This window comes from Micromonospora sp. URMC 106 (genome assembly GCF_051386395.1).
Classification (GTDB): Bacteria; Actinomycetota; Actinomycetes; order Mycobacteriales; family Micromonosporaceae; genus Micromonospora.
Window position 1 is genome coordinate 1 of the sequence record NZ_JBPQTP010000068.1, and the last position, 22352, is coordinate 22352.

Genomic DNA, 22352 nt, shown 5'->3' on the forward strand with positions numbered 1-22352 from the left:
CCCCCCCCCCCCCCCCCCCCCCCCCACCCCACCCACTAGCTAGCAGTACAGACGACGACATAGGGGACATAGTGCTCGACGTCAACTTCTTCGACGAGCTGCGCATTGGCCTCGCCACCGCCGACGACATCCGTCAGTGGTCGCACGGCGAGGTCAAGAAGCCTGAAACGATCAACTACCGCACCCTGAAGCCGGAAAAGGACGGGCTCTTCTGCGAGAAGATCTTCGGTCCGCAGCGGGACTGGGAGTGCTACTGCGGTAAGTACAAGCGGGTCCGCTTCAAGGGCATCATCTGCGAGCGCTGCGGCGTCGAGGTGACCCGGTCGAAGGTCCGTCGTGAGCGGATGGGCCACATCGAGCTCGCCGCTCCGGTGACCCACATCTGGTACTTCAAGGGCGTGCCGAGCCGGCTGGGCTACCTGCTGGACCTCGCCCCCAAGGACCTCGAGAAGATCATCTACTTCGCCTCGTACGTCGTGACGAGCGTGGACGCCGAGGCGCGTCACCGCGACCTCTCGACGATCGAGAACGAGATCCTGGCCGAGAAGCGGCAGGCCGAGAACAGCCGCGACTCGGAGATCGAGAAGCGGGCCGCCAAGCTCGAGGCCGACCTGGCCGAGCTGGAGGCCGAGGGTGCCAAGGCGGACGTCCGGCGCAAGGTCAAGGAGGGCGGAGAGCGCGAGATGCGCCAGATCCGCGACCGGGCCCAGCGCGAGATCGACCGCCTGGACGAGGTGCTCGACACCTTCCGCAAGCTGGAGCCGAAGCAGCTGGTCACCGACGAGCTGCTCTACCGCGAGCTGCGCGACCGGTTCGGCGAGTACTTCACCGGCGGCATGGGCGCCGAGGCCATCAAGGCGCTGGTCCAGAACATGGACCTCGACGCCGAGGCCGAGAGCCTGCGCGAGACCATCCGCTCCGGCAAGGGCCAGCGGAAGATCCGGGCGCTCAAGCGGCTCAAGGTGGTCGCGGCGTTCCTGAACACCCGCAACTCGCCGCTCGGCATGGTGCTGGACTGCGTCCCGGTCATCCCGCCGGACCTGCGCCCGATGGTGCAGCTCGACGGTGGCCGTTTCGCGACCTCCGACCTGAACGACCTGTACCGCCGCGTGATCAACCGGAACAACCGCCTCAAGCGGCTGATCGACCTCGGCGCGCCCGAGATCATCGTCAACAACGAGAAGCGGATGCTCCAGGAGGCCGTCGACGCGCTGTTCGACAACGGCCGTCGCGGTCGGCCGGTCACCGGCCCGGGCAACCGCCCGCTCAAGTCGCTGTCCGACATGCTCAAGGGCAAGCAGGGCCGGTTCCGCCAGAACCTGCTGGGCAAGCGCGTCGACTACTCCGGCCGTTCGGTCATCGTGGTCGGCCCGAAGCTCAAGCTGCACCAGTGCGGCCTGCCCAAGCAGATGGCGCTGGAGCTGTTCAAGCCGTTCGTGATGAAGCGGCTGGTGGACCTCAACCACGCGCAGAACATCAAGTCCGCCAAGCGGATGGTCGAGCGGCAGCGGCCGGTCGTGTGGGACGTGCTGGAAGAGGTCATCGGCGAGCACCCGGTCCTGCTGAACCGGGCGCCGACCCTGCACCGGCTGGGCATCCAGGCCTTCGAGCCGCAGCTGGTCGAGGGCAAGGCCATCCAGATCCACCCGCTGGTCTGCACCGCGTTCAACGCCGACTTCGACGGTGACCAGATGGCGGTGCACGTGCCGCTGTCCGCCGAGGCCCAGGCCGAGGCGCGGATCCTGATGCTGTCGTCGAACAACATCCTCAAGCCGGCCGACGGCAAGCCGGTCACCATGCCCACCCAGGACATGGTCATCGGTCTCTACCACCTCACCCACCTCACCGCCGGTGAGAAGGGCGAGGGCCGGGCGTTCAGCTCGGACGCCGAGGCCCGGATGGCCTTCGACAACGGCGAGCTGCACCTGCAGGCCCCGGTGAAGATCCGGCTGCGCGGCGTGGTCGGGGTCGACAACGGCGCCGGCGGCGAGCCGTGGACCGCCCCGGAGGGCTGGGTCGAGGGCGATCCGCTGACGGTGGAGACCACCCTCGGCCGGGTGCTGTTCAACGAGACGCTGCCGCAGGGCTACCGGTTCGTGAACTACGAGATCCGCAAGGGTCAGCTCTCCGCGATCGTCAACGACCTCGCCGAGCGCTTCCCCAAGGTGGCGCTGGCCGCCACCCTGGACGGGCTCAAGGAGGCCGGTTTCCACTGGGCCACCTGGTCCGGCGTGACGATCGGCATGGAGGACGTCATCGCTCCGCCGCGCAAGCGGGAGATCCTGGAGCGGTACGAGAAGGAAGCCGACCGGATCGACAAGCAGTACCAGCGTGGTCTGATGACCGCCGAGGAGCGCCGCGGCGAGCTCATCGAGATCTGGACCAAGGCGACCAACGAGGTCGCCAAGGAGATGGACACCGCGCTGCCGCAGGAGAACCCGCTGTGGAAGATGATCAACTCGGGTGCCCGCGGTAACCTGCTCCAGCTCCGGCAGATCGCGGCGATCCGTGGTCTGGTGGCCAACCCGAAGGGTGAGATCATCCCGCGGCCCATCAAGGCCAGCTACCGGGAGGGTCTGTCCGTGCTGGAGTACTTCATCTCCACGCACGGTGCCCGGAAGGGTCTCGCGGACACCGCCCTGCGTACCGCCGACTCGGGTTACCTGACCCGTCGTCTGGTGGACGTCTCGCAGGACGTGATCATCCGCGAGGAGGACTGCGGCACCGACCGCGCCATCCCGATGCAGATCGGCGAGCGGCTCGACGGCAAGCTGGTCGTGCACGAGCACGCCGAGACCAGCGTGCACGCGCGGACGCTGGCCGACGACATCAAGGGCCCGGACGGCACCGTCGTCGCCGAGCGGGGCCAGGACATCAACTCGATCCTGGTCGACAAGATCGTCGCCGCCGGGGTGGAGACGGTCCGGGTGCGCAGCGTGCTCACCTGCGAGTCGAAGCTGGGCGTCTGCGGCGCGTGCTACGGCCGTTCGCTGCCGACCGGCAAGACCGTGGACGTCGGCGAGGCGGTCGGCATCATCGCCGCCCAGTCGATCGGCGAGCCGGGTACGCAGCTGACGATGCGTACCTTCCACACCGGTGGTGTCGCGGGTGAGGACATCACCCAGGGTCTGCCCCGGGTCCAGGAGATCTTCGAGGCCCGGGTCCCGAAGGGCAAGGCGCCCATCGCCGACACCCCGGGTCGGATCCGGATCGAGGACGGCGAGCGGTCGCGGAAGATCATCGTGGTGCCGGACGACGGCAGCGACGAGATCGTCTACGACAAGATCTCCAAGCGGGTCCGGCTGCGGACCCACGACGGCGATCACGTCGAGGTCGGCGAGAAGCTCACCGAGGGCACCATCGACCCGCACGAGCTGCTGCGCATCCTCGGCCCGCGCGCGGTCCAGGTCCACCTGACCCAGGAGGTCCAGGAGGTCTACCGCTCGCAGGGTGTGCTCATCCACGACAAGCACATCGAGATCATCATCCGCCAGATGCTCAAGCGGGTGACGGTGATCGACTCCGGCTCGACCGAGTTCCTGCCGGGTGTGCTGGTCGACCGGGCGCTGTTCGAGTCGGAGAACCGCCGACTCGTCTCCGAGGGTGGCGAGCCCGCCGCCGGTCGCCCGGTGCTGATGGGTATCACCAAGGCCTCGCTGGCCACCGACTCCTGGCTCTCGGCGGCCTCCTTCCAGGAGACCACCCGGGTGCTGACCGACGCGGCGATCAACTCGCGCAGCGACTCGCTGGTCGGCCTCAAGGAGAACGTGATCATCGGTAAGCTCATCCCGGCCGGTACGGGCATCAGCAAGTACCGCAACGTCCGGGTCGAGCCGACCGAGGAGGCGAAGGCCAAGGTCTACTCGATGACCGGCTACCCGGAGACCGACTACGGCTTCGGGCCGGCCAGCGGCCAGGCGGTTCCGCTGGACGACTTCGACTTCGGGTCGTACCGCTAAACAGCACGGACGACGAGGCCCCCGGCACCCGCCGGGGGCCTCGCCGCGTCCCCGGGGATCGGCCGGTCCGTTGCGGCACGGCCGGGGCATGATGGTGGGCATGACGACCGCACCCGGGCAGGCGCCCGTCGTCCCGCCGGGGCCGCCGCGCCACCCGCTCGACCCGGACCCGGCCCGGGCCACCAAGGCGAAGGCGGTCTTCGCGCTGGGCCTGATCGGCGCGCTGACCGGCCTGTTCATCGGCGGCGTGGTGCCCGCCACGGTGGCGCTCCAGCTCGCCCGGCAGGCGCGCCGGGAGGCGTACGCCTCGGAGGGTTTCCTCACCGGCGCCGCCTGGCTGCGCCAGGGGGAGCGGCTGGCCTGGACGGGCCTGTTCCTCGTCGCGGTCAGCGTGGTGGCCGCGGTGGTGATCGGGGTGGTCCGCCTCGCCGACGCGCCCTACGGGCAGGACTTCGCGCCGAACGTGGACTGATCAACGGGGGACCGGGGTCCCGCCGGGGGCCGGCCGCCCGGCCGCCGGCGGTAGCCTGACCCGTGTCCGTCGCGCGGCGGTGGACGCCGAGGAGTCGACAGGAGGACCCGTGACGGAACCGGCGCGCTTCCCGGGCAGTGATCCCGCGGCGCCCCCCGCCGCGAACCCGGACCCCGCCCCGCCCGGCGCGGGGCAGTGGGCGCGTCCCGACGCGGGCGCCCCGCCCGCCGGCACGGGGCACCCCCAGCCGTCGCTCCCGGCCGGCGGCGGCTGGGGCGCGCCCCACGGCCCGGGTCCCGGCTGGGGTGCGGGCCCGGTCTCCGCGCCGCTCACACCTCCGCCGCCGCGGGAGCCCGCCCGCCCGCCGAAGCGGGTCGAGGCGGTCGCCGGCACGCCGTTCGGCGTGGTGCACCTCGACGTGCCGCCGGTCACCTCCGGCCTCGCCGTCGGCTCGCTGGTGGCCGGGATCGTCTCGATCCTCGTCGCGCTGCTGGTGGTGTGCTTCGGCGCCGCGGCCGGCATGGGCGGCGCGTGGGCCGCCGGCGCCTTCACGGTGCTGGGCGTGCTGGCGGGCGCGGGCGCGGTGGTGGCCGGTCTGCTCGGGCTGCGGCAGATCCGCCGGGTGGCCCCGCCCCCCGCGGTCCGCTTCACCGGGCGGGGGTTGGCGGTGGCCGGGGTGAGCTGCGGCGGCGCGGGCCTGCTGCTCAGCCTGCTCGGGCTGGGGCTGGCGTTGCTGGTGGCGCTGGCGTGACGCCCCGCCGCGGGCGCGGGGCGGGGCCGCCGCCACGGCGGCGGGCGTGAGCCGGGACGGGCCGGGGTCGCCGGCCCGCTTCCTGGGAGAGCCGGTACACTTGTGTCCGTAGGTGCCCATCACGGGCGGGCAGGCGCGACGGGTTCGATCGGCGGGCGGGTGAGCCGCTACGCCGGCCCCTCCGTTTTGACCTGTGCGGTTGTGGTAGGTACTCTTTCCCCTTGTGCCCGGGCAAGCCCGGGCAACTCGTGCGTGCGCTGGATCCGGCGAGCCGGAGATCGCGTGGGAGCACGACAAAGCCAAAGACCCGACGCGCGGCCTGCCGTGTGTCGGTGAAAGACCCCGGTCGACACGCGTGAGCGTCGGCGCCGGGACCGTGAGCTGGGCGACACGCCCGACCGCGGGTGCCGGGACCGCCGCGAGGTGGCCCTGGTCGGAATGTAGGAGAGCCGGTCATCAGGTCGGCTACGGCAGACGGCGCGGCCGCCACCCGGCGGTCGAAGGGAGCGGAGAAACCCGGTGCCCACGATCCAGCAGCTGGTCCGAAAGGGCCGCCAGGCGAAGACGAGCAAGACCAAGACCCCGGCGCTGAAGGGTTCCCCTCAGCGGCGCGGCGTGTGCACCCGCGTGTACACCACCACCCCGAAGAAGCCGAACTCGGCGCTGCGCAAGGTCGCTCGTGTCAAGCTCAGCAGCCAGATCGAGGTGACCGCCTACATCCCGGGTGTCGGACACAACCTGCAGGAGCACTCGATCGTGCTCGTCCGCGGTGGCCGTGTGAAGGACCTCCCCGGCGTGCGTTACAAGATCGTCCGCGGCTCGCTGGACACCCAGGGTGTCCGCAACCGCAAGCAGGCGCGCAGCCGTTACGGCGCGAAGAAGGAGAAGAGCTGACATGCCGCGTAAGGGACCCGCTCCGCGGCGGCCGCTGGTCGCTGACCCGGTGTACAACTCGCCGCTGGTCACCCAGCTGGTGAACAAGATCCTGCTGCGCGGTAAGCGTCAGCTCGCCGAGCGCATCGTCTACGCGGCCCTCGAGGGCTGCCGTGAGAAGTCCGGCACCGACCCGGTCGTCACCCTCAAGCGGGCGATGGACAACGTCAAGCCGACCCTCGAGGTGCGCAGCCGCCGCGTCGGTGGCGCCACCTACCAGGTCCCGGTCGAGGTCCGTCCGGCCCGGGCGACCACCCTGGGCCTGCGCTGGCTGGTCACCTACTCCCGCGCCCGGCGCGAGAAGACCATGGTCGAGCGGCTGATGAACGAGCTGCTGGACGCGAGCAACGGCCTCGGCGCCGCCGTCAAGCGGCGCGAGGACACGCACAAGATGGCCGAGTCCAACAAGGCCTTCGCGCACTACCGCTGGTAACACCCTGGTTCCGGCGCCCGCGTGGCGCCGGAACCGCCACCAGTTGTGTCGAGACGACGATAAGTAGGGATTGAAGTGGCCGCCGCAGACGCGCTCGCCAACGTACGCAACATCGGCATCATGGCGCACATCGATGCCGGTAAGACCACTACCACCGAGCGGATCCTGTTCTACACCGGCATCACGTACAAGATCGGTGAGGTCCACGAGGGCGCCGCCGTCATGGACTGGATGGAGCAGGAGCAGGAGCGTGGTATCACCATCACCTCCGCTGCCACCAAGTGTGAGTGGAAGGGCCACACGATCCAGATCATCGACACGCCCGGCCACGTCGACTTCACGGTCGAGGTCGAGCGGTCGCTGCGGGTGCTGGACGGTGCGGTCGCTGTCTACGACGGCGTCGCCGGCGTGGAGCCCCAGACGGAGAACGTCTGGCGCCAGGCCGACAAGTACAACGTCCCCCGGATGTGCTTCGTCAACAAGCTCGACCGGACCGGCGCCGACTTCTTCCGCTGCGTGCAGATGATGATCGACCGGCTCAACGCCACCCCGCTGGTGCTCCAGATCCCGATCGGCGCCGAGTCCGACTTCATCGGCGTGGTCGACCTGGTCGAGATGCGGGCCCTGACCTGGCGCGGCGAGACCCAGAAGGGCGAGGACTACGCGGTCGAGGAGATCCCGGCCGACCTCGCCGACTCCGCCGCGGAGTGGCGCGAGAAGCTGATGGAGACCCTGGCCGACGTCGACGACGCGGTGATGGAGAAGTACCTGGAGGGCGAGGAGATCTCCGTCGAGGAGATCAAGGCCGCCATCCGTCGGGCCACCATCGCCGGCAAGGCCAACCCGGTCCTCACCGGTACCGCCTTCAAGAACAAGGGCATCCAGCCGATGCTGGACGCGGTCGTCGCGTACCTGCCGTCGCCGCTGGACATCCCGGCGATCGAGGGCACGGCCACCGACGGCGAGACCCCGATGCAGCGCAAGCCGTCGGTGTCCGAGCCGTTCTCCGGCCTGGCCTTCAAGATCCAGACGGACAAGCACCTCGGCAAGCTCACCTACGTCCGGATCTACTCCGGGACGCTCGAGTCCGGCTCCCAGGTGGTCAACTCCACCAAGGACCGCAAGGAGCGGATCGGCAAGATCTACCAGATGCACGCCAACAAGCGGGAAGAGCGCAGCTCGGCCCAGGCCGGCGACATCATCGCGGTGCAGGGTCTCAAGCAGACCACCACCGGTGACACCCTGTGCGACCCGGCGAACCCGGTCATCCTGGAGTCGATGACCTTCCCGGAGCCGGTCATCGAGGTGGCCATCGAGCCGAAGACCAAGGCCGACCAGGAGAAGCTCAGCACCGCCATCCAGCGGCTGGCCGAGGAGGACCCGACCTTCCGCGTCAAGCTGGACGACCAGACCGGTCAGACGGTCATCTCCGGCATGGGCGAGCTGCACCTGGACATCCTGGTCGACCGGATGCGCCGCGAGTTCAACGTCGAGGCGAACATCGGTAAGCCGCAGGTGGCGTACCGCGAGACCATCCGCCGCAAGGTGGAGAAGGTCGAGTACACCCACAAGAAGCAGACCGGTGGCTCCGGCCAGTACGCCCGGGTGATCATCAGCCTGGAGCCGCTGCCGCTGGGCAACGACGCCCCGACCTACGAGTTCGCCAACGCCGTGACCGGTGGCCGCATCCCCCGGGAGTTCATCCCGTCGGTGGACGCGGGCGCGCAGGACGCCATGCAGTACGGCATCCTCGCCGGCTTCCCCCTGGTGGGCATCAAGCTCACCCTGGTGGACGGCCAGTACCACGAGGTCGACTCGTCGGAAATGGCGTTCAAGATCGCCGGCTCGATGGCGATGAAGGAGGCGGCCCGCAAGGCCGACCCCGCGCTGCTCGAGCCGATGATGGCCGTTGAGGTCACCACTCCTGAGGAGAACATGGGTGACGTCATCGGCGACCTCAACTCCCGCCGTGGCATCATCCAGGCGATGGAGGAGCGCAGCGGCGCCCGCGTCGTCCGGGCCCTGGTGCCGTTGTCGGAGATGTTCGGCTACGTCGGCGACCTGCGGTCGAAGACCCAGGGCCGGGCTAGCTACAGCATGCAGTTCGACTCCTACGCCGAGGTTCCGGCCTCGGTCGCGAAGGAGATCATCGCCAAGGCGACGGGTGAGTGACCCTCATCTGACGTGATCGATGATCCGGGGCGGTCGCGGGAGGGTGCTCCCGCCCGCGGCCACCTCGGTCGGAACGCGTGAGACCGGGCCTGTAGGCTTCATCGCCGCAGAACCCACCAAAGCTCTCCGGCCGCCAGGCCGGAAAGGCTGTCGACAGAGTCCTAAGCGCCGACCGGCGCGCCGGGGCGAACGAACCAAGAAGTCCACAGGAGGACACCAGTGGCGAAGGCGAAGTTCGAGCGGACTAAGCCGCACGTCAACATCGGCACCATTGGTCACATCGACCACGGTAAGACGACGCTGACGGCGGCCATCACCAAGGTCCTGCACGACCAGTACCCGGACCTCAACCCGTACACGCCGTTCGACGAGATCGACAAGGCGCCGGAGGAGAAGGCCCGCGGCATCACGATCTCCATCGCGCACGTCGAGTACCAGACCGAGGCGCGGCACTACGCGCACGTCGACTGCCCCGGTCACGCCGACTACATCAAGAACATGATCACCGGTGCCGCGCAGATGGACGGCGCGATCCTGGTGGTCGCGGCGACCGACGGCCCGATGCCGCAGACCCGCGAGCACGTGCTGCTGGCCCGCCAGGTCGGCGTGCCGTACATCGTCGTGGCGCTCAACAAGAGCGACATGGTCGACGACGAGGAGCTCCTGGAGCTCGTCGAGCTCGAGGTCCGTGAGCTGCTCTCCTCGCAGGAGTACCCGGGTGACGACCTGCCGGTCGTCCGGGTCTCGGCGCTGAAGGCCCTCGAGGGTGACCCCGAGTGGACCCAGAAGCTGCTGGACCTGATGACCGCTGTCGACACCGCGATCCCGCAGCCGGAGCGCGAGACCGACAAGCCGTTCCTGATGCCGATCGAGGACGTCTTCACGATCACCGGTCGTGGCACCGTCGTCACCGGTCGCGCGGAGCGCGGCATCCTCAAGCCGAACGAGGAGGTGGAGATCGTCGGCATCCGCGAGAAGTCGATGAAGACCACCTGCACCGGCATCGAGATGTTCCGCAAGCTGCTCGACGAGGCCCGCGCGGGCGAGAACGTCGGTCTGCTGCTGCGTGGCATCAAGCGCGAGGACGTCGAGCGCGGCATGGTCGTCATCAAGCCGGGCACCACGACCCCGCACACGGAGTTCGAGGCGACGGTCTACATCCTCTCCAAGGAGGAGGGCGGCCGGCACACCCCGTTCTTCCAGAACTACCGTCCGCAGTTCTACTTCCGGACCACGGACGTCACCGGTGTCGTCACGCTCCCCGAGGGCACCGAGATGGTCATGCCGGGTGACAACACCACCATGACGGTGAAGCTGATCCAGCCCATCGCCATGGAGGAGAACCTCAAGTTCGCGATCCGCGAGGGTGGCCGCACCGTCGGCGCCGGGTTCGTCACCAAGATCATCAAGTGAGCTAGGTAACCCCGATTAGACCCGCCGCCGGTCGTGCGGCATACTAGTCAGGTTGCGTAACGACAGTTCGCTGCCCGTGTTCGGCTTCCGCTGAACCTCCGGGCTGCAGGACAGTCGGGCGTAGGGTGGTTGGCGGCGCGCCCGCCAACCACCCTCGCACGGCGTTCAGGTCGCGGTAGTGCGATCGGCGCCTTGACCCACCGCGCGGTCAGAACCGCTCCGGAGTCCCGGGGCGGAGCCTGGCCCGAGGGCGCGACACGCCCGACCGCGGGGGTCGGCGAAGAGGGCCTGTGCCAGCCGGTACAGGCGCCCGCAACACAGCGGCATCGAGAGAAGGAACAGAAGCCACCATGGCGGGACAGAAGATCCGCATCCGGCTCAAGGCCTATGACCACGAGGTCGTCGACTCCTCGGCTCGGAAGATCGTCGAGACGGTGACGCGTACCGGGGCGCAGGTCGCGGGCCCGGTGCCGCTGCCCACGGAGATCAACCGTTTCTGCGTTATCCGCTCGCCGCACAAGTACAAGGACTCGCGCGAGCACTTCGAGATGCGCACGCACAAGCGGCTGATCGACATCATCGACCCGACCCCGAAGACGGTCGACTCGCTCATGCGCCTCGACCTGCCGGCTGGCGTCGACATCGAGATCAAGCTGTAGGGACCGGACAAATGGACAGGCAAGTCAAGGGGATCCTGGGCGCAAAGCTCGGCATGACCCAGGTCTGGGACAACAACCGAGTTGTCCCCGTGACCGTGGTTCAGGCCGGCCCGTGCGTCATCAGCCAGGTTCGTAGCGCCGAGAAGGACGGTTACTCCGCGGTCCAGCTGGCGTACGGCACGATCGACCCGCGCAAGGTCAAGAAGCCGATCAGCGGGCACTACGCGAAGGCCGACGTCGCGCCGCGCCGGCACATCGTCGAGCTGCGCACCGCCGACGCGGCGGAGTACTCGCTCGGCCAGGAGGTCACGGTCGAGGAGTTCCCGGCCGGTGTCTCGATCGACGTCACGGGCAAGACCAAGGGCAAGGGCTACGCCGGCCCGATGAAGCGGCACGGCTTCCACGGTCTGCGCGCCAGCCACGGTGTCGAGCGCAAGCACCGCTCGCCGGGCTCCATCGGCGCCTGCGCCACCCCGGGCCGTGTCTTCAAGGGCACCCGGATGGCCGGCCGGATGGGTGGCGTGCGCTACACCGTCCAGAACCTGACCGTCCAGGCGGTCGACACCGAGAACAACCTCCTGCTCGTCCGCGGTGCCATTCCCGGCCCGAAGGGCGCGCTGGTCCTGGTCCGTACCGCGGCCAAGACCAAGGCGAAGAAGGGCGGTGCGGCCAAGTGACCACCGTTGACGTCCTCACCGTCGAAGGCAACAAGAGCGGCTCCGTCGAGCTGCCCGCCGACATCTTCGACGTCCAGGCCAACGTCGCGCTGATGCACCAGGTCGTGGTGGCCCAGCTCGCGGCGGCCCGGCAGGGCACGCACAAGACCAAGACCCGCGGCGAGGTCGCCGGCGGCGGCAAGAAGCCGTACAAGCAGAAGGGCACCGGTCGTGCCCGGCAGGGCTCGATCCGCGCGCCGCAGTTCGCCGGCGGTGGCGTGGTGCACGGCCCGGTGCCGCGCGACTACAGCCAGCGCACCCCGAAGAAGATGAAGGCCGCCGCCCTGCGTGGCGCCCTGTCGGACCGGGCCCGCGCCGGGCAGGTGCACGTCGTCGAGGCGTTCGTCTCGGGCGAGAAGCCGTCGACCAAGGCCGCCCTGGCCACGCTGACCAAGCTGACCGACGCCCGCCGGGTGCTGGTCGTGCTGAGCAGCACCGACGAGCTGAACTGGGTGTCGCTGCGCAACGAGCCGCGGGTGCACCTGATCGAAGCCGGCCAGCTCAACACGTACGACGTGCTGGTGGCCGACGACGTGGTCTTCACGAAGGACGCCCTGGACGAGTTCCTCGGTGTTCCCGCCGAGACCACCGAGGAGGGTGGCAAGTGAGCACGATCGCCGACCCGCGCGACATCATCGTGGCGCCGGTCGTCTCGGAGAAGAGCTACAGCGAGCTGAACCGCAACTGGTACACCTTCCTGGTGCACCCGGACGCGAACAAGACCGAGATCAAGATCGCTATCCAGCAGATCTTCAACGTCCGCGTCCTGACGGTCAACACGCTCAACCGCGAGGGCAAGCGCAAGCGGACCCGTACCGGGTTCGGCAAGCGCAAGGACACCAAGCGGGCGATGGTGAAGCTGGCTGACGGTGACCGTATCGAGGCCTTCGGCGGCCCGGTCAGCTGAGGGGTGTAGACAATGGCTATCCGTAAGTACAAGCCGACGACGCCGGGCCGGCGTGGCTCGAGCGTCGCCGACTTCGCCGAGATCACCCGGTCGACGCCCGAGAAGTCGCTGCTGGCTCCGCTGCCGAAGAAGGGCGGACGCAACGCCCACGGCCGGATCACCACGCGGCACCACGGTGGCGGTCACAAGCGGCAGTACCGTCTGATCGACTTCAAGCGGGTCGACAAGGACGGCGTGCCGGCGAAGGTCGCCCACATCGAGTACGACCCGAACCGCACCGCGCGCATCGCGCTGCTGCACTACGCCGACGGCGAGAAGCGCTACATCATCGCGCCGAAGGACCTGAAGCAGGGCGACGCCGTCGAGTCCGGTCCGGGCGCCGACATCAAGCCGGGCAACAACCTGCCGCTGCGCAACATCCCGGTCGGTACCACGATCCACAACGTGGAGCTGCGTCCGGGCGGCGGCGCCAAGCTGGCCCGCTCGGCCGGCGTCGGCATCCAGCTGCTCGGCCGCGAGGGCGCGTACGCGACCCTGCGCATGCCGTCCGGCGAGATCCGGCGGGTCGACGTGCGCTGCCGCGCCAGCATCGGCGAGATCGGCAACGCCGACCAGTCGAACATCAACTGGGGCAAGGCCGGCCGTATGCGGTGGAAGGGCAAGCGCCCGACCGTCCGTGGTGTCGCGATGAACCCGGTCGACCACCCGCACGGTGGTGGTGAGGGTAAGACCTCCGGCGGTCGCCACCCGGTCAACCCACAGGGTAAGCCCGAGGGCCGCACCCGTCGTAAGGGCCAGCCGAGTGACCGGCTGATCGTCCGCCGCCGCTACGCCACGCGTAAGCGCGGCTGAGGGAGATAAGACATGCCTCGCAGCCTGAAGAAGGGCCCGTTCGTCGACGACCACCTGCTCAAGAAGGTGGAGACGCAGAACGACAAGGGCTCGAAGAACGTCATCAAGACCTGGTCGCGGCGCTCGACGATCATCCCGGAGATGCTGGGTCACACGATCGCCGTGCACGACGGACGCAAGCACGTCCCGGTGTTCGTGACCGAGGCGATGGTCGGGCACAAGCTCGGCGAGTTCGCGCTGACCCGCACGTTCAAGGGTCACGAGAAGGACGACCGGAAGAGCCGTCGGCGCTGACGCCGCGGGCATACGGATAGAGGAACAAGGGGTTACAGCGATGCCAGGAAAGGGCGACGCTCCGGTGCTTCCGGGCGCGCGGGCGGTTGCGCGGCACGTGCGCATCTCGCCGATGAAGGCGCGCCGGGTGGTCAACCTCGTCCGCGGCCTGCCCGCGAAGGAGGCGCTCACGGTGCTGCAGTTCGCGCCGCAGGCTGCGAGCGAGCAGGTGTACAAGGTGCTCGCGAGCGCGATCGCCAACGCGGAGAACAACGAGCGGCTGGACCCCGACGCGCTGCTCGTCAGCGAGGCGTACGTGGACGAGGGCCCGACCATGAAGCGGTTCCAGCCGCGGGCGCAGGGCCGGGCGTACCGGATCCGCAAGCGGACCTGCCACATCACCGTCGCGGTCGAGGCCGTGGCGCCGGCCGCGCCGAAGAAGGCCGCGGCGAAGAAGGCGGCCCCGGCGAAGCAGGCGGAGCCGGCTGAGACGCAGAGCAAGACGGAGGGCGCCGAGTAATGGGTCAGAAGGTTCACCCGCACGGGTTCCGGCTCGGCATCTCGACCGACTGGAAGTCCCGCTGGTTCGCGGACAAGCTCTACAAGGACTACATCGGCGAGGACGTCAAGATCCGCCGCATGATGTCCAAGGGCCTCGAGCGTGCCGGCATCTCCAAGGTCGACATCGAGCGCACCCGGGACCGGGTCCGCGTCGACATCCACACCGCCCGGCCGGGCATCGTCATCGGCCGTAAGGGCGCGGAGGCCGACCGGATCCGCGGCGAGCTCGAGAAGCTGACCGGCAAGCAGGTCCAGCTGAACATCATCGAGGTGAAGAGCCCCGAGTCGGACGCGCAGCTCGTCGCCCAGGGCGTCGCCGAGCAGCTGTCCAGCCGGGTCAGCTTCCGCCGGGCGATGCGCAAGGCCATGCAGTCCGCGATGAAGAACCCGGTCTGCAAGGGCATCCGGGTCCAGGTCTCGGGCCGTCTCGGCGGCGCCGAGATGAGCCGGACCGAGTTCTACCGCGAGGGCCGGGTTCCGCTGCACACGCTGCGGGCCAACATCGAGTACGGCTTCTTCGAGGCCCGTACCACCTTCGGCCGGATCGGCGTGAAGGTCTGGATCTACAAGGGCGACGCGGTGCCGGGTCGGGAGACCCCGGCCGAGGCTCCGTCGCGCCCGCGCCGTGAGCGCGGCGACCGCCCCGAGCGGCCGCGCCGTGGTCGGTCCGGCTCGTCCGGCACGACCGCCGGCGGCACCGAGGCCGGCCGGGCCGCCGCGACCACCATCGCGCAGCAGGCCGAGACGCCGAGTGGTGACGCGGTGGATCCCGCCGCCGTCTCCGCCGCGGCAGAAACGCAGCAGGAGGGCTGACAGATGCTGATGCCGCGCAAGCCCCCGAAGGGCTTCCGCAAGCCGCACCACCCGGACCGCAGTGGCGCGTCCAAGGGTGGTAACCGGGTGGTGTTCGGCGAGTTCGGGATCCAGGCTCTCGAGCCGGCGTACGTGACCAACCGCCAGATCGAGTCGGCGCGTATCGCGATGACCCGCCACATCAAGCGTGGTGGCAAGGTCTGGATCACGATCTTCCCGGACCAGGCCCTCACCAAGAAGCCTGCCGAGACCCGGATGGGTTCCGGTAAGGGTTCGCCCGAGTGGTGGGTCGCCAACGTGAAGCCGGGGCGGGTTCTCTTCGAGATGTCCTTCCCCAACGAGCAGATCGCGCGAGAGGCGATGCGTCGCGCGATCCACAAGCTCCCGATGAAGTGCCGCATTGTTACGCGCGAAGTGGGTGAATCCTGATGGCAGCGGGCGTTAAGGCCTCCGAGCTGCGTGAGCTCTCCGAGGAGGAGCTGGTCACGAAGCTGCGCGAGGCCAAGGCGGAGCTGTTCAACCTCCGCGTGCAGGCCGCAACCGGGCAGCTGGACAACAACCGGCGGCTGCAGGTCATCCGTCGGGAGATCGCCCGGATCTACACGATCATGCGTGAGCGCGAGCTGGGTCTCTCGGCCGCGCCGACTGAGGTGACTGCATCATGAGCGAGAACACCACCGCCGCCGCGCGGGCCCGCCGCAAGGTGCGTGAGGGCCTCGTGGTCAGCGACAAGATGGAAAAGACCGTCGTCGTCGAGGTCGAGGACCGGGTCAAGCACGCGCTGTACGGCAAGATCATGCGCCGTACCAGCAAGCTGAAGGTGCACGACGAGCAGAACACCGCCGGCATCGGCGACCGGGTCCTGATCATGGAGACCCGGCCGCTGTCCGCCACGAAGCGGTGGCGGCTCGTGGAGATCCTGGAAAAGGCCAAGTAGCGAAGGCTCAAGCTCGCCCGGCGTCAGTCGGGCGCGGGTTCCGCCAGGCTCCGGCCGCCCTGCGCGGCCGGAGAACCGGCAGACATAGGAGATAGACGTGATTCAGCAGGAGTCGCGACTGCGCGTCGCCGACAACACGGGTGCTCGGGAGATCCTGTGCATCCGGGTTCTCGGTGGCTCCGGTCGGCGCTACGCGAGCATCGGCGACGTCATCGTGGCCACCGTCAAGGACGCGATCCCGGGTGCCGGTGTGAAGAAGGGCGACGTCGTCAAGGCCGTCGTCGTTCGCACCGCCAAGGAGAAGCGGCGGCCGGACGGTTCGTACATCCGCTTCGACGAGAACGCCGCCGTCATCATCAAGGACGGTGGGGACCCGCGCGGCACCCGTATCTTCGGCCCGGTGGGTCGGGAACTGCGGGACAAGCGGTTCATGAAGATCATCTCTCTCGCGCCGGAGGTGTTGTGACCGTGAAGGTCAAGAAGGGCGACACGGTCGTCGTCATCGCCGGCAAGGACAAGGGTGCCAAGGGCAAGGTCATCGCGGCCTACCCGCGGCAGGACAAGGTCCTGGTCGAGGGCGTGAACCGGGTCAAGAAGCACACCCGCATCAGCACCACCCAGCGTGGCGCCAAGACCGGTGGCATCGTCACCCAGGAGGCCCCGATCCACGTCTCGAACGTGCAGGTCGTGGACTCCGACGGCAAGCCGACCCGCGTCGGTTACCGGATCGACGAAAACGGCCAGAAGGTCCGCATCGCGCGTAGCACCGGTAAGGACCTGTGATGACCACGGCTACCGAAACCAAGACCATGCCGCGCCTCAAGGAGCGGTACCGCAACGAGATCGTGGCCCAGCTGCAGGAGCAGCACAACTACGGCAACCCGATGCAGGTGCCGCGGCTGGTCAAGATCGTCGTAAACATGGGTGTCGGCGAGGCCGCCCGGGACGCCAAGCTGATCGACGGCGCGGTCCGGGACCTGGCCACCATCACCGGCCAGAAGCCGCAGGTGCGGCGGGCGACCAAGTCCATCGCGCAGTTCAAGCTGCGCGAGGGCATGCCGATCGGCGCGAAGGTGACCCTCCGCGGCGACCGGATGTGGGAGTTCCTGGACCGGCTGCTGTCGATCGCGCTGCCGCGTATCCGCGACTTCCGCGGTCTGGACGGACGCAAGCTCGACGGGCACGGCAACTACACGTTCGGGCTGACCGAGCAGTCGGTGTTCCACGAGATCGACCAGGACAAGATCGATCGGCAGCGGGGCATGGACATCACGGTGGTCACGACCGCCACGACCGACGACGAGGGCCGGGCGCTGCTCAAGCTCCTGGGCTTCCCGTTCAAGGAGAACTGAGATGGCCAAGAAGGCGCTGATCCTCAAGGCGGCCGCGAAGCCGAAGTTCTCGGTTCGCGCGTACACCCGCTGCCAGCGGTGCGGGCGTCCCAAGGCGGTCTACCGCAAGTTCGGTCTCTGCCGGGTCTGCATCCGGGAGATGGCCCACCGCGGTGAGCTGCCGGGCGTGTCCAAGGCTTCCTGGTAAGGGCGACCGCGTCCCGGCCGCCGGGCCGGGACCCCTTGCACCGATCACGTATTGCTCTTCGCCGTAGGCCCGGGGCGGAAGGCCCCGGGAACCCCGGCGAGAAAGGCTGACGAAATCCATGACGATGACCGACCCGATCGCAGACATGCTCACGCGTCTGCGTAACGCCAACCAGGCGTACCACGACCGGGTGACGATGCCCTACTCGAAGATCAAGGCGAACATCGCCGAGGTCCTCAAGGCCGAGGGCTACATCGCCACCTGGTCGGTCGAGGAGCCCGAGGAGGGCGCCGTCGGCAAGCGACTGGTCGTCGAGCTGAAGTACGGCCAGAACCGCGAGCGGAGCCTGGCCGGCATCAAGCGAGTGTCCAAGCCCGGTCTGCGGGTTTACGCCAAGTCGGACGGGCTCCCGCGGGTGCTCGGCGGGCTGGGCGTGGCGATCATTTCGACGTCCCAGGGGCTGCTCACCGACCGGCAGGCCCGCAAGCGGAGCGTTGGCGGGGAAGTCCTCGCCTTCGTCTGGTAACGGGAGACAGGTAGAAATGTCGCGTATTGGACGTAAGTCGATCCCGGTGCCAGCCGGCGTCGACATCACGATCGACGGGCAGACCGTCAAGGTCAAGGGCCCGAAGGGCGAGCTCTCGCACACCCTGGCCGAGCCGATCACGATCGACCGGGCCGAGGACGGGCAGCTGAACGTCAACCGCCCGAACGACGAGCGCAAGGCCAAGGAGCTGCACGGCCTGAGCCGTACCCTGGTCGCCAACATGATCGTCGGCGTCACCGAGGGCTACCGCAAGAGCCTGGAGATCGCCGGTACCGGTTACCGCGTCACCGCCAAGGGCAAGGACCTGGAGTTCGCTCTCGGGTTCTCGCACCCGGTGCTGGTGCCGGCGCCGGAGGGCATCACCTTCACGGTGGAGAAGCCGACGCTGTTCCACGTGGCCGGCATCGACAAGCAGCTGGTCGGTGAGGTTGCCGCCAACATCCGGAAGATCCGCCCGCCGGAGCCCTACAAGGGCAAGGGCGTGAAGTACCAGGGCGAGGTCATCCGCCGCAAGGCTGGAAAGGCAGGTAAGAAGTGAGCGCCACGCTGCTCAAGCGCCGCCGCGGCGTCGCCGCCAAGCGTGCCGTCGGGCGTGCGCGCCGGCACTTCCGGGTCCGCAAGAACATCAGCGGCACCGCCGAGCGTCCCCGCCTCGTGGTCACCCGCTCCCTGCGGCACATCGTCGCCCAGATCGTGGACGACACCAAGGGTCACACCCTGGCGTCGGCCTCGACCCTGGACGCGTCGCTGCGCGGTGCGGAGGGCGACAAGAGCGCCCTGGCCGGCAAGGTCGGCGCCCTGCTCGCCGAGCGGGCCAAGGCCGCCGGCATCTCCAAGGTCGTCTTCGACCGCGGTGGCAACCGGTACGCGGGGCGGGTCGCCGCGCTTGCCGACGCCGCCCGCGAAGCCGGGCTCGAGTTCTAGAAACCCCGTCACGAGAGAGAAGGAAGGCTGCTGATGCCAGGTCAACAGCGCCGTGGCGGCGGGTCCGGTGGCAACGAGGGTGGTCGCCGCGACAACCGCCGTGAGGGCGGCCGCGGAAACGCGCCCGTCGAGAAGACCCCGCACCTCGAGCGGGTCGTCGCGATCAACCGCGTCGCCAAGGTCGTGAAGGGTGGTCGTCGCTTCAGCTTCACCGCCCTGGTGATCGTGGGCGACGGCGACGGCACCGTCGGCGTGGGCTACGGAAAGGCCAAGGAGGTGCCCGCGGCGATCGCCAAGGGTGTCGAGGAGGCCAAGAAGCACTTCTTCAAGGTGCCGCGGATCGGTCAGTCGATCCCGCACCCGGTGCAGGGCGAGGACGCCGCCGGCGTCGTGCTGCTCAAGCCGGCCTCGGCCGGTACGGGTGTCATCGCCGGTGGCCCGGTGCGCGCCGTGCTGGAGTGCGCGGGTATCCACGACGTGCTCTCCAAGAGCCTCGGTTCGTCGAACCCGATCAACATCGTGCACGCCACCGTGGCGGCGCTGAAGGGGCTCGAGTCCCCCGAGGCCGTCGCCGCCCGTCGTGGCCTGCCGGTCGAGGACGTCGCGCCGGCCGCCATGCTGGCGTCGCGGGCGGGGGTGGCTTCCTGATGGCTCGCCTGAAGGTCACCCAGGTCCGGTCCGAGATCGGGACCAAGCAGAACCAGCGTGACTCGCTGCGCTCGCTCGGTCTCAAGCGGATCAACGACGTGGTGGTCAAGGAGGACCGTCCGGAGATCCGCGGCATGATCTTCGCGGTCAACCACCTCGTGAAGGTCGAGGAGGTCGAGTAATGACGATCAAGGTCCACCACCTGCGTCCGGCGCCCGGTGCCAAGACCGCGAAGACCCGTGTGGGTCGCGGTGAGGGCTCGAAGGGCAAGACCGCCGGTCGCGGTACCAAGGGTTCCAAGGCCCGCAAGAACATCTCGGCGGCGTTCGAGGGTGGGCAGATGCCCATCCACATGCGCCTGCCGAAGCTGAAGGGCTTCAAGAACAAGTTCAAGGTGGTCTTCCAGGTGGTCAACCTGGACCGGCTCGCCGAACTGTTCCCGAACGGCGGCCAGGTCGGCCCGCTGGAGCTGGTCGAGGCCGGCGCGGTCCGCAAGGGCCAGCCGGTCAAGGTCCTCGGCACCGGGGACCTCGGCGGGGTCGCCCTCCAGGTGTCGGCGCACGCGTTCAGCGCGTCGGCCAAGGAGAAGATCACCGCCGCCGGTGGCACCGTCACCGAGCTGTAAGGGCTGTAGGACCTGTGGCGCCCGCTCAGTTGTCTCAACTGGGCGGGCGCCATGGTCTACCTGGCATGTGTGCGCCGGGTAACATCGGATTCGGTTTATGTAGCCGGGCACATCTGCCCGGACCGGGATCGGGCTGTTAGAGTCCCTTCCCAGCTATGGATATCGGGCGCTCGCCCGGCACCCACCCCGACCCGCCCGGGTTCACCGGCGGCCCGCCGCGCGCAGGAGGAAGAAGTTGCTGTCCGCCTTTCTCAGTGCGTTCCGTACGCCTGACCTGCGCAAGAAGCTGCTGTTCACAGTAGGCATCATCGCGGTCTACCGGCTCGGGGCGACGCTGCCCAGCCCGGGTGTCTCGTACGGCAACGTGCAGAAGTGCCTCGACACCCTGGAGAACGGCTCCACCGGGGTGCTGAACCTGCTCAACCTCTTCTCCGGCGGCGCGCTGCTGCAGCTCTCGGTCTTCGCGCTGGGCATCATGCCCTACATCACCGCGTCGATCATCCTGCAGCTGTTGACGGTGGTCATCCCACGGCTGGAGCAGCTCCGCAAGGAGGGCCAGGCCGGCCAGGCGAAGATCACCCAGTACACCCGCTACCTGACCCTGGGCCTGGGCATCCTGCAGGCGTCGGCGTTCGTGGCGCTGGCCCGTTCCGGGCAGCTCTTCCAGAACCAGTGCGACCAGTTCCCGATCATCCCCGAGGGCACCGGGATCCCGGACTGGCTGACGCTGACCATCCTGGTCATGACGATGACCGCCGGCACGGGCGTGGTGATGTGGCTCGGCGAGCTGATCACCGACCGGGGCGTGGGCAACGGCATGTCCGTCCTGATCTTCACCTCGATCGCCGCCCGGCTCCCCAGCGAGGGCTGGCAGATCAAGGCGACCGGCGGCTGGGGCAAGTTCCTCCTCGTCATCGCGCTGGTCCTGGTCGTCATCACCGCGGTCACCTTCATCGAGCAGGCGCAGCGCCGGATCCCGGTGCAGTACGCCAAGCGGATGATCGGCCGACGCATGTACGGCGGCACCTCGACCTACATCCCGCTGAAGGTCAACCAGGCGGGTGTCATCCCGGTCATCTTCGGTTCGTCGCTGCTCTACCTGCCCCAGCTGGCGCTGCAGTTCTTCGACCAGACCAACCCGGGCAAGACCCAGGCGTGGATCCAGAACAACCTGGTCGACCCGACCAGCCCGATCTACATCTCGGTCTACTTCCTGCTGATCATCTTCTTCACGTACTTCTACGTCTCGATCACGTTCAACCCGACCGAGGTCGCGGACAACATGAAGAAGTACGGCGGCTTCGTGCCGGGCATCCGCCCCGGCAAGCCGACCGCCGACTACCTGGACTTCATCCTCAGCCGGATCACCCTGCCGGGCGCCCTCTACCTGGGCATCATCTCGATCCTGCCGAACTTCTTCTTCATCTGGCTGGACAAGCAGCAGTACCTCAACTTCCCGTTCGGCGGCACCGCTGTCCTGATCATGGTCGGCGTCGGTCTGGAGACCACCAAGCAGATCGAGAGCCAACTCATGCAGCGGAACTACGAAGGGTTCCTGCGGTAGATGAGACTCGTTCTGGTTGGCCCGCCGGGTGCGGGCAAGGGTACGCAGGCCGAGTTCGTCGCCGCGCACCTCTCGGTCCCGAAGATCTCGACCGGGGACATCTTCCGGTCGAACGTCTCGCAGGGCACCCCGCTCGGGGTCGAGGCGAAGCGCTACATGGACGCCGGTGAGCTGGTGCCCGACGAGGTCACCATCAACATGGTGCGGGATCGGCTCGCCGAGCCGGACGCCGCCGAGGGCTTCCTGCTCGACGGCTTCCCGCGCACCACGCCGCAGGCCGCCGCGCTGGACAAGCTCCTCGCCGACCTGGGCACCGCGCTGGACCTGGTGCTGGAGCTGGTCGTCGACGACGACGAGGTGATCCGGCGGCTCTCCGGCCGGCGTACGTGCCGGGGCTGCGGCAAGATCTGGCACGTCGAGTTCGACGCGACCACCCGCGAGGGCATCTGCGACCGGTGCGGCGCCGAGCTGTTCCAGCGTGACGACGACAAGCCGGAGACCATCGCCACCCGCCTGCGGGAGTACGCGGACAAGACCGCCCCGCTGGTCGACTACTACGGCGCCCAGGGCAAGCTGGTGGGCATCGACGCCACCGGCCCGGTGGAGGACGTCACCGTCCGCGCCATCGACGCCCTGCGGTCGTACGGCGGCTGA

At 68.7% G+C, this 22352-nt stretch carries 30 protein-coding genes; all 30 read left to right on the top strand.

The annotated features are described in order from the left end of the window. The first annotated feature begins 71 nt into the window (after positions 1 to 71). Positions 72 to 3959, top strand: coding sequence for a DNA-directed RNA polymerase subunit beta' (locus tag ACSNOB_RS20390; protein ID WP_393105618.1), 3888 nt, complete (start codon positions 72 to 74; stop codon positions 3957 to 3959). A 100-nt stretch (positions 3960 to 4059) separates the two neighbouring features. Then, positions 4060 to 4431, top strand: coding sequence for a hypothetical protein (locus tag ACSNOB_RS20395; RefSeq protein WP_436688097.1), 372 nt, complete (start codon positions 4060 to 4062; stop codon positions 4429 to 4431). A gap of 403 nt (positions 4432 to 4834) precedes the next feature. Beyond that, positions 4835 to 5182 carry a hypothetical protein gene (locus ACSNOB_RS20400; protein ID WP_436688111.1) on the top strand — a complete coding sequence of 116 codons (348 nt, stop codon included), beginning with the start codon at positions 4835 to 4837 and terminating at the stop codon, positions 5180 to 5182. Between the two features lie 519 nt (positions 5183 to 5701). Further along, positions 5702 to 6076, top strand: a complete 375-nt coding sequence (rpsL, locus tag ACSNOB_RS20405; RefSeq protein WP_014440718.1) for a 30S ribosomal protein S12 — start codon at positions 5702 to 5704, stop codon at positions 6074 to 6076. A gap of 1 nt (position 6077) precedes the next feature. Next, entirely contained in the window at positions 6078 to 6548 is a 471-nt protein-coding gene (gene rpsG, locus ACSNOB_RS20410) for a 30S ribosomal protein S7 (protein ID WP_046567226.1), read from the top strand. A 75-nt stretch (positions 6549 to 6623) separates the two neighbouring features. Further along, positions 6624 to 8720 (top strand): elongation factor G, encoded by a 2097-nt coding sequence (fusA, locus tag ACSNOB_RS20415; RefSeq protein ID WP_436688098.1) that lies wholly within the window; start codon positions 6624 to 6626, stop codon positions 8718 to 8720. Between the two features lie 219 nt (positions 8721 to 8939). Next, on the top strand, positions 8940 to 10133 hold the full coding sequence (gene tuf / locus ACSNOB_RS20420; protein ID WP_393105612.1) for an elongation factor Tu: 1194 nt from the start codon (positions 8940 to 8942) through the stop codon (positions 10131 to 10133). 350 nt (positions 10134 to 10483) lie between these two features. Then, on the top strand, positions 10484 to 10792 hold the full coding sequence (gene rpsJ / locus ACSNOB_RS20425) for a 30S ribosomal protein S10 (protein ID WP_007073037.1): 309 nt from the start codon (positions 10484 to 10486) through the stop codon (positions 10790 to 10792). Between the two features lie 11 nt (positions 10793 to 10803). After that, the gene (rplC, locus tag ACSNOB_RS20430; RefSeq protein ID WP_436688099.1) at positions 10804 to 11469 is read left to right on the top strand and encodes a 50S ribosomal protein L3; all 666 of its coding nucleotides are present in this window, start codon (positions 10804 to 10806) and stop codon (positions 11467 to 11469) included. Further along, positions 11466 to 12116, top strand: a complete 651-nt coding sequence (rplD, locus tag ACSNOB_RS20435) for a 50S ribosomal protein L4 (protein WP_393105608.1) — start codon at positions 11466 to 11468, stop codon at positions 12114 to 12116. Before rplC ends, rplD begins: the two co-directional genes overlap by 4 nt. Beyond that, positions 12113 to 12415: a 50S ribosomal protein L23 gene (gene rplW / locus ACSNOB_RS20440; protein ID WP_076466668.1), complete on the top strand. Its 303-nt coding sequence runs from the start codon at positions 12113 to 12115 to the stop codon at positions 12413 to 12415. The genes rplD and rplW overlap by 4 nt, the downstream gene beginning before the upstream one ends. A gap of 12 nt (positions 12416 to 12427) precedes the next feature. Further along, positions 12428 to 13267 carry a 50S ribosomal protein L2 gene (rplB, locus tag ACSNOB_RS20445; protein WP_046567215.1) on the top strand — a complete coding sequence of 280 codons (840 nt, stop codon included), beginning with the start codon at positions 12428 to 12430 and terminating at the stop codon, positions 13265 to 13267. A gap of 12 nt (positions 13268 to 13279) precedes the next feature. Further along, a complete protein-coding gene (rpsS, locus tag ACSNOB_RS20450; protein WP_007073032.1) occupies positions 13280 to 13561 on the top strand; it encodes a 30S ribosomal protein S19 in 282 nt (93 codons plus the stop codon). A gap of 40 nt (positions 13562 to 13601) precedes the next feature. Continuing rightward, positions 13602 to 14060, top strand: coding sequence for a 50S ribosomal protein L22 (gene rplV / locus ACSNOB_RS20455; RefSeq protein WP_091102565.1), 459 nt, complete (start codon positions 13602 to 13604; stop codon positions 14058 to 14060). Then, a complete protein-coding gene (gene rpsC / locus ACSNOB_RS20460; RefSeq protein WP_091102569.1) occupies positions 14060 to 14914 on the top strand; it encodes a 30S ribosomal protein S3 in 855 nt (284 codons plus the stop codon). Before rplV ends, rpsC begins: the two co-directional genes overlap by 1 nt. Positions 14915 to 14917: 3 nt before the next feature. Further along, complete coding sequence (gene rplP, locus ACSNOB_RS20465; RefSeq protein WP_007465292.1) at positions 14918 to 15343, top strand: 50S ribosomal protein L16; 426 nt, start codon at positions 14918 to 14920, stop codon at positions 15341 to 15343. Continuing rightward, positions 15343 to 15579 (top strand): 50S ribosomal protein L29, encoded by a 237-nt coding sequence (gene rpmC, locus ACSNOB_RS20470; protein WP_007073028.1) that lies wholly within the window; start codon positions 15343 to 15345, stop codon positions 15577 to 15579. Before rplP ends, rpmC begins: the two co-directional genes overlap by 1 nt. Next, positions 15576 to 15851, top strand: a complete 276-nt coding sequence (rpsQ, locus tag ACSNOB_RS20475) for a 30S ribosomal protein S17 (protein WP_088998356.1) — start codon at positions 15576 to 15578, stop codon at positions 15849 to 15851. Before rpmC ends, rpsQ begins: the two co-directional genes overlap by 4 nt. A gap of 97 nt (positions 15852 to 15948) precedes the next feature. Beyond that, the gene (gene rplN / locus ACSNOB_RS20480) at positions 15949 to 16317 is read left to right on the top strand and encodes a 50S ribosomal protein L14 (protein WP_007073026.1); all 369 of its coding nucleotides are present in this window, start codon (positions 15949 to 15951) and stop codon (positions 16315 to 16317) included. Continuing rightward, positions 16314 to 16634, top strand: coding sequence for a 50S ribosomal protein L24 (gene rplX, locus ACSNOB_RS20485; RefSeq protein WP_393105605.1), 321 nt, complete (start codon positions 16314 to 16316; stop codon positions 16632 to 16634). Before rplN ends, rplX begins: the two co-directional genes overlap by 4 nt. Beyond that, positions 16634 to 17203 carry a 50S ribosomal protein L5 gene (gene rplE / locus ACSNOB_RS20490; RefSeq protein WP_123240579.1) on the top strand — a complete coding sequence of 190 codons (570 nt, stop codon included), beginning with the start codon at positions 16634 to 16636 and terminating at the stop codon, positions 17201 to 17203. Before rplX ends, rplE begins: the two co-directional genes overlap by 1 nt. Before the next feature lies 1 nt (position 17204). Further along, the gene (locus ACSNOB_RS20495) at positions 17205 to 17390 is read left to right on the top strand and encodes a type Z 30S ribosomal protein S14 (RefSeq protein ID WP_007073023.1); all 186 of its coding nucleotides are present in this window, start codon (positions 17205 to 17207) and stop codon (positions 17388 to 17390) included. 118 nt (positions 17391 to 17508) lie between these two features. Next, positions 17509 to 17916: a 30S ribosomal protein S8 gene (gene rpsH, locus ACSNOB_RS20500; protein WP_013288624.1), complete on the top strand. Its 408-nt coding sequence runs from the start codon at positions 17509 to 17511 to the stop codon at positions 17914 to 17916. Between the two features lie 16 nt (positions 17917 to 17932). Continuing rightward, on the top strand, positions 17933 to 18475 hold the full coding sequence (gene rplF / locus ACSNOB_RS20505) for a 50S ribosomal protein L6 (RefSeq protein ID WP_091102572.1): 543 nt from the start codon (positions 17933 to 17935) through the stop codon (positions 18473 to 18475). Continuing rightward, the gene (gene rplR, locus ACSNOB_RS20510; RefSeq protein WP_073834923.1) at positions 18472 to 18861 is read left to right on the top strand and encodes a 50S ribosomal protein L18; all 390 of its coding nucleotides are present in this window, start codon (positions 18472 to 18474) and stop codon (positions 18859 to 18861) included. Before rplF ends, rplR begins: the two co-directional genes overlap by 4 nt. 33 nt (positions 18862 to 18894) lie before the next feature. Continuing rightward, positions 18895 to 19509 (top strand): 30S ribosomal protein S5, encoded by a 615-nt coding sequence (rpsE, locus tag ACSNOB_RS20515; protein ID WP_091102580.1) that lies wholly within the window; start codon positions 18895 to 18897, stop codon positions 19507 to 19509. After that, positions 19509 to 19691: a 50S ribosomal protein L30 gene (rpmD, locus tag ACSNOB_RS20520; protein ID WP_007073018.1), complete on the top strand. Its 183-nt coding sequence runs from the start codon at positions 19509 to 19511 to the stop codon at positions 19689 to 19691. The genes rpsE and rpmD overlap by 1 nt, the downstream gene beginning before the upstream one ends. Continuing rightward, the gene (gene rplO, locus ACSNOB_RS20525; protein ID WP_393105600.1) at positions 19691 to 20134 is read left to right on the top strand and encodes a 50S ribosomal protein L15; all 444 of its coding nucleotides are present in this window, start codon (positions 19691 to 19693) and stop codon (positions 20132 to 20134) included. Before rpmD ends, rplO begins: the two co-directional genes overlap by 1 nt. Positions 20135 to 20369: 235 nt before the next feature. Further along, complete coding sequence (gene secY / locus ACSNOB_RS20530) at positions 20370 to 21698, top strand: preprotein translocase subunit SecY (protein ID WP_436688100.1); 1329 nt, start codon at positions 20370 to 20372, stop codon at positions 21696 to 21698. Next, entirely contained in the window at positions 21699 to 22352 is a 654-nt protein-coding gene (locus ACSNOB_RS20535; protein ID WP_350681984.1) for an adenylate kinase, read from the top strand.

Excerpts from the sequence above, each read along its gene's own strand:
- rplE (WP_123240579.1), top strand. The coding sequence starts at position 16,634 with ATGACCACGGCTACCGAAACCAAGACCATGCCGCGCCTCAAGGAGCGG.
- ACSNOB_RS20395 (WP_436688097.1), top strand. The coding sequence starts at position 4,060 with ATGACGACCGCACCCGGGCAGGCGCCCGTCGTCCCGCCGGGGCCGCCG.
- rplP (WP_007465292.1), top strand. The coding sequence starts at position 14,918 with ATGCTGATGCCGCGCAAGCCCCCGAAGGGCTTCCGCAAGCCGCACCAC.
- rpmC (WP_007073028.1), top strand. The coding sequence starts at position 15,343 with ATGGCAGCGGGCGTTAAGGCCTCCGAGCTGCGTGAGCTCTCCGAGGAG.
- rpsS (WP_007073032.1), top strand. The coding sequence starts at position 13,280 with ATGCCTCGCAGCCTGAAGAAGGGCCCGTTCGTCGACGACCACCTGCTC.
- rpsC (WP_091102569.1), top strand. The coding sequence starts at position 14,060 with ATGGGTCAGAAGGTTCACCCGCACGGGTTCCGGCTCGGCATCTCGACC.
- rplC (WP_436688099.1), top strand. The coding sequence starts at position 10,804 with ATGGACAGGCAAGTCAAGGGGATCCTGGGCGCAAAGCTCGGCATGACC.
- rpsH (WP_013288624.1), top strand. The coding sequence starts at position 17,509 with ATGACGATGACCGACCCGATCGCAGACATGCTCACGCGTCTGCGTAAC.
- rpsG (WP_046567226.1), top strand. The coding sequence starts at position 6,078 with ATGCCGCGTAAGGGACCCGCTCCGCGGCGGCCGCTGGTCGCTGACCCG.
- rpsQ (WP_088998356.1), top strand. The coding sequence starts at position 15,576 with ATGAGCGAGAACACCACCGCCGCCGCGCGGGCCCGCCGCAAGGTGCGT.
- rplO (WP_393105600.1), top strand. The coding sequence starts at position 19,691 with ATGACGATCAAGGTCCACCACCTGCGTCCGGCGCCCGGTGCCAAGACC.
- rplV (WP_091102565.1), top strand. The coding sequence starts at position 13,602 with ATGCCAGGAAAGGGCGACGCTCCGGTGCTTCCGGGCGCGCGGGCGGTT.
- ACSNOB_RS20535 (WP_350681984.1), top strand. The coding sequence starts at position 21,699 with ATGAGACTCGTTCTGGTTGGCCCGCCGGGTGCGGGCAAGGGTACGCAG.
- rpsJ (WP_007073037.1), top strand. The coding sequence starts at position 10,484 with ATGGCGGGACAGAAGATCCGCATCCGGCTCAAGGCCTATGACCACGAG.
- rplB (WP_046567215.1), top strand. The coding sequence starts at position 12,428 with ATGGCTATCCGTAAGTACAAGCCGACGACGCCGGGCCGGCGTGGCTCG.
- ACSNOB_RS20495 (WP_007073023.1), top strand. The coding sequence starts at position 17,205 with ATGGCCAAGAAGGCGCTGATCCTCAAGGCGGCCGCGAAGCCGAAGTTC.
- rpsE (WP_091102580.1), top strand. The coding sequence starts at position 18,895 with ATGCCAGGTCAACAGCGCCGTGGCGGCGGGTCCGGTGGCAACGAGGGT.
- rplF (WP_091102572.1), top strand. The coding sequence starts at position 17,933 with ATGTCGCGTATTGGACGTAAGTCGATCCCGGTGCCAGCCGGCGTCGAC.
- rpmD (WP_007073018.1), top strand. The coding sequence starts at position 19,509 with ATGGCTCGCCTGAAGGTCACCCAGGTCCGGTCCGAGATCGGGACCAAG.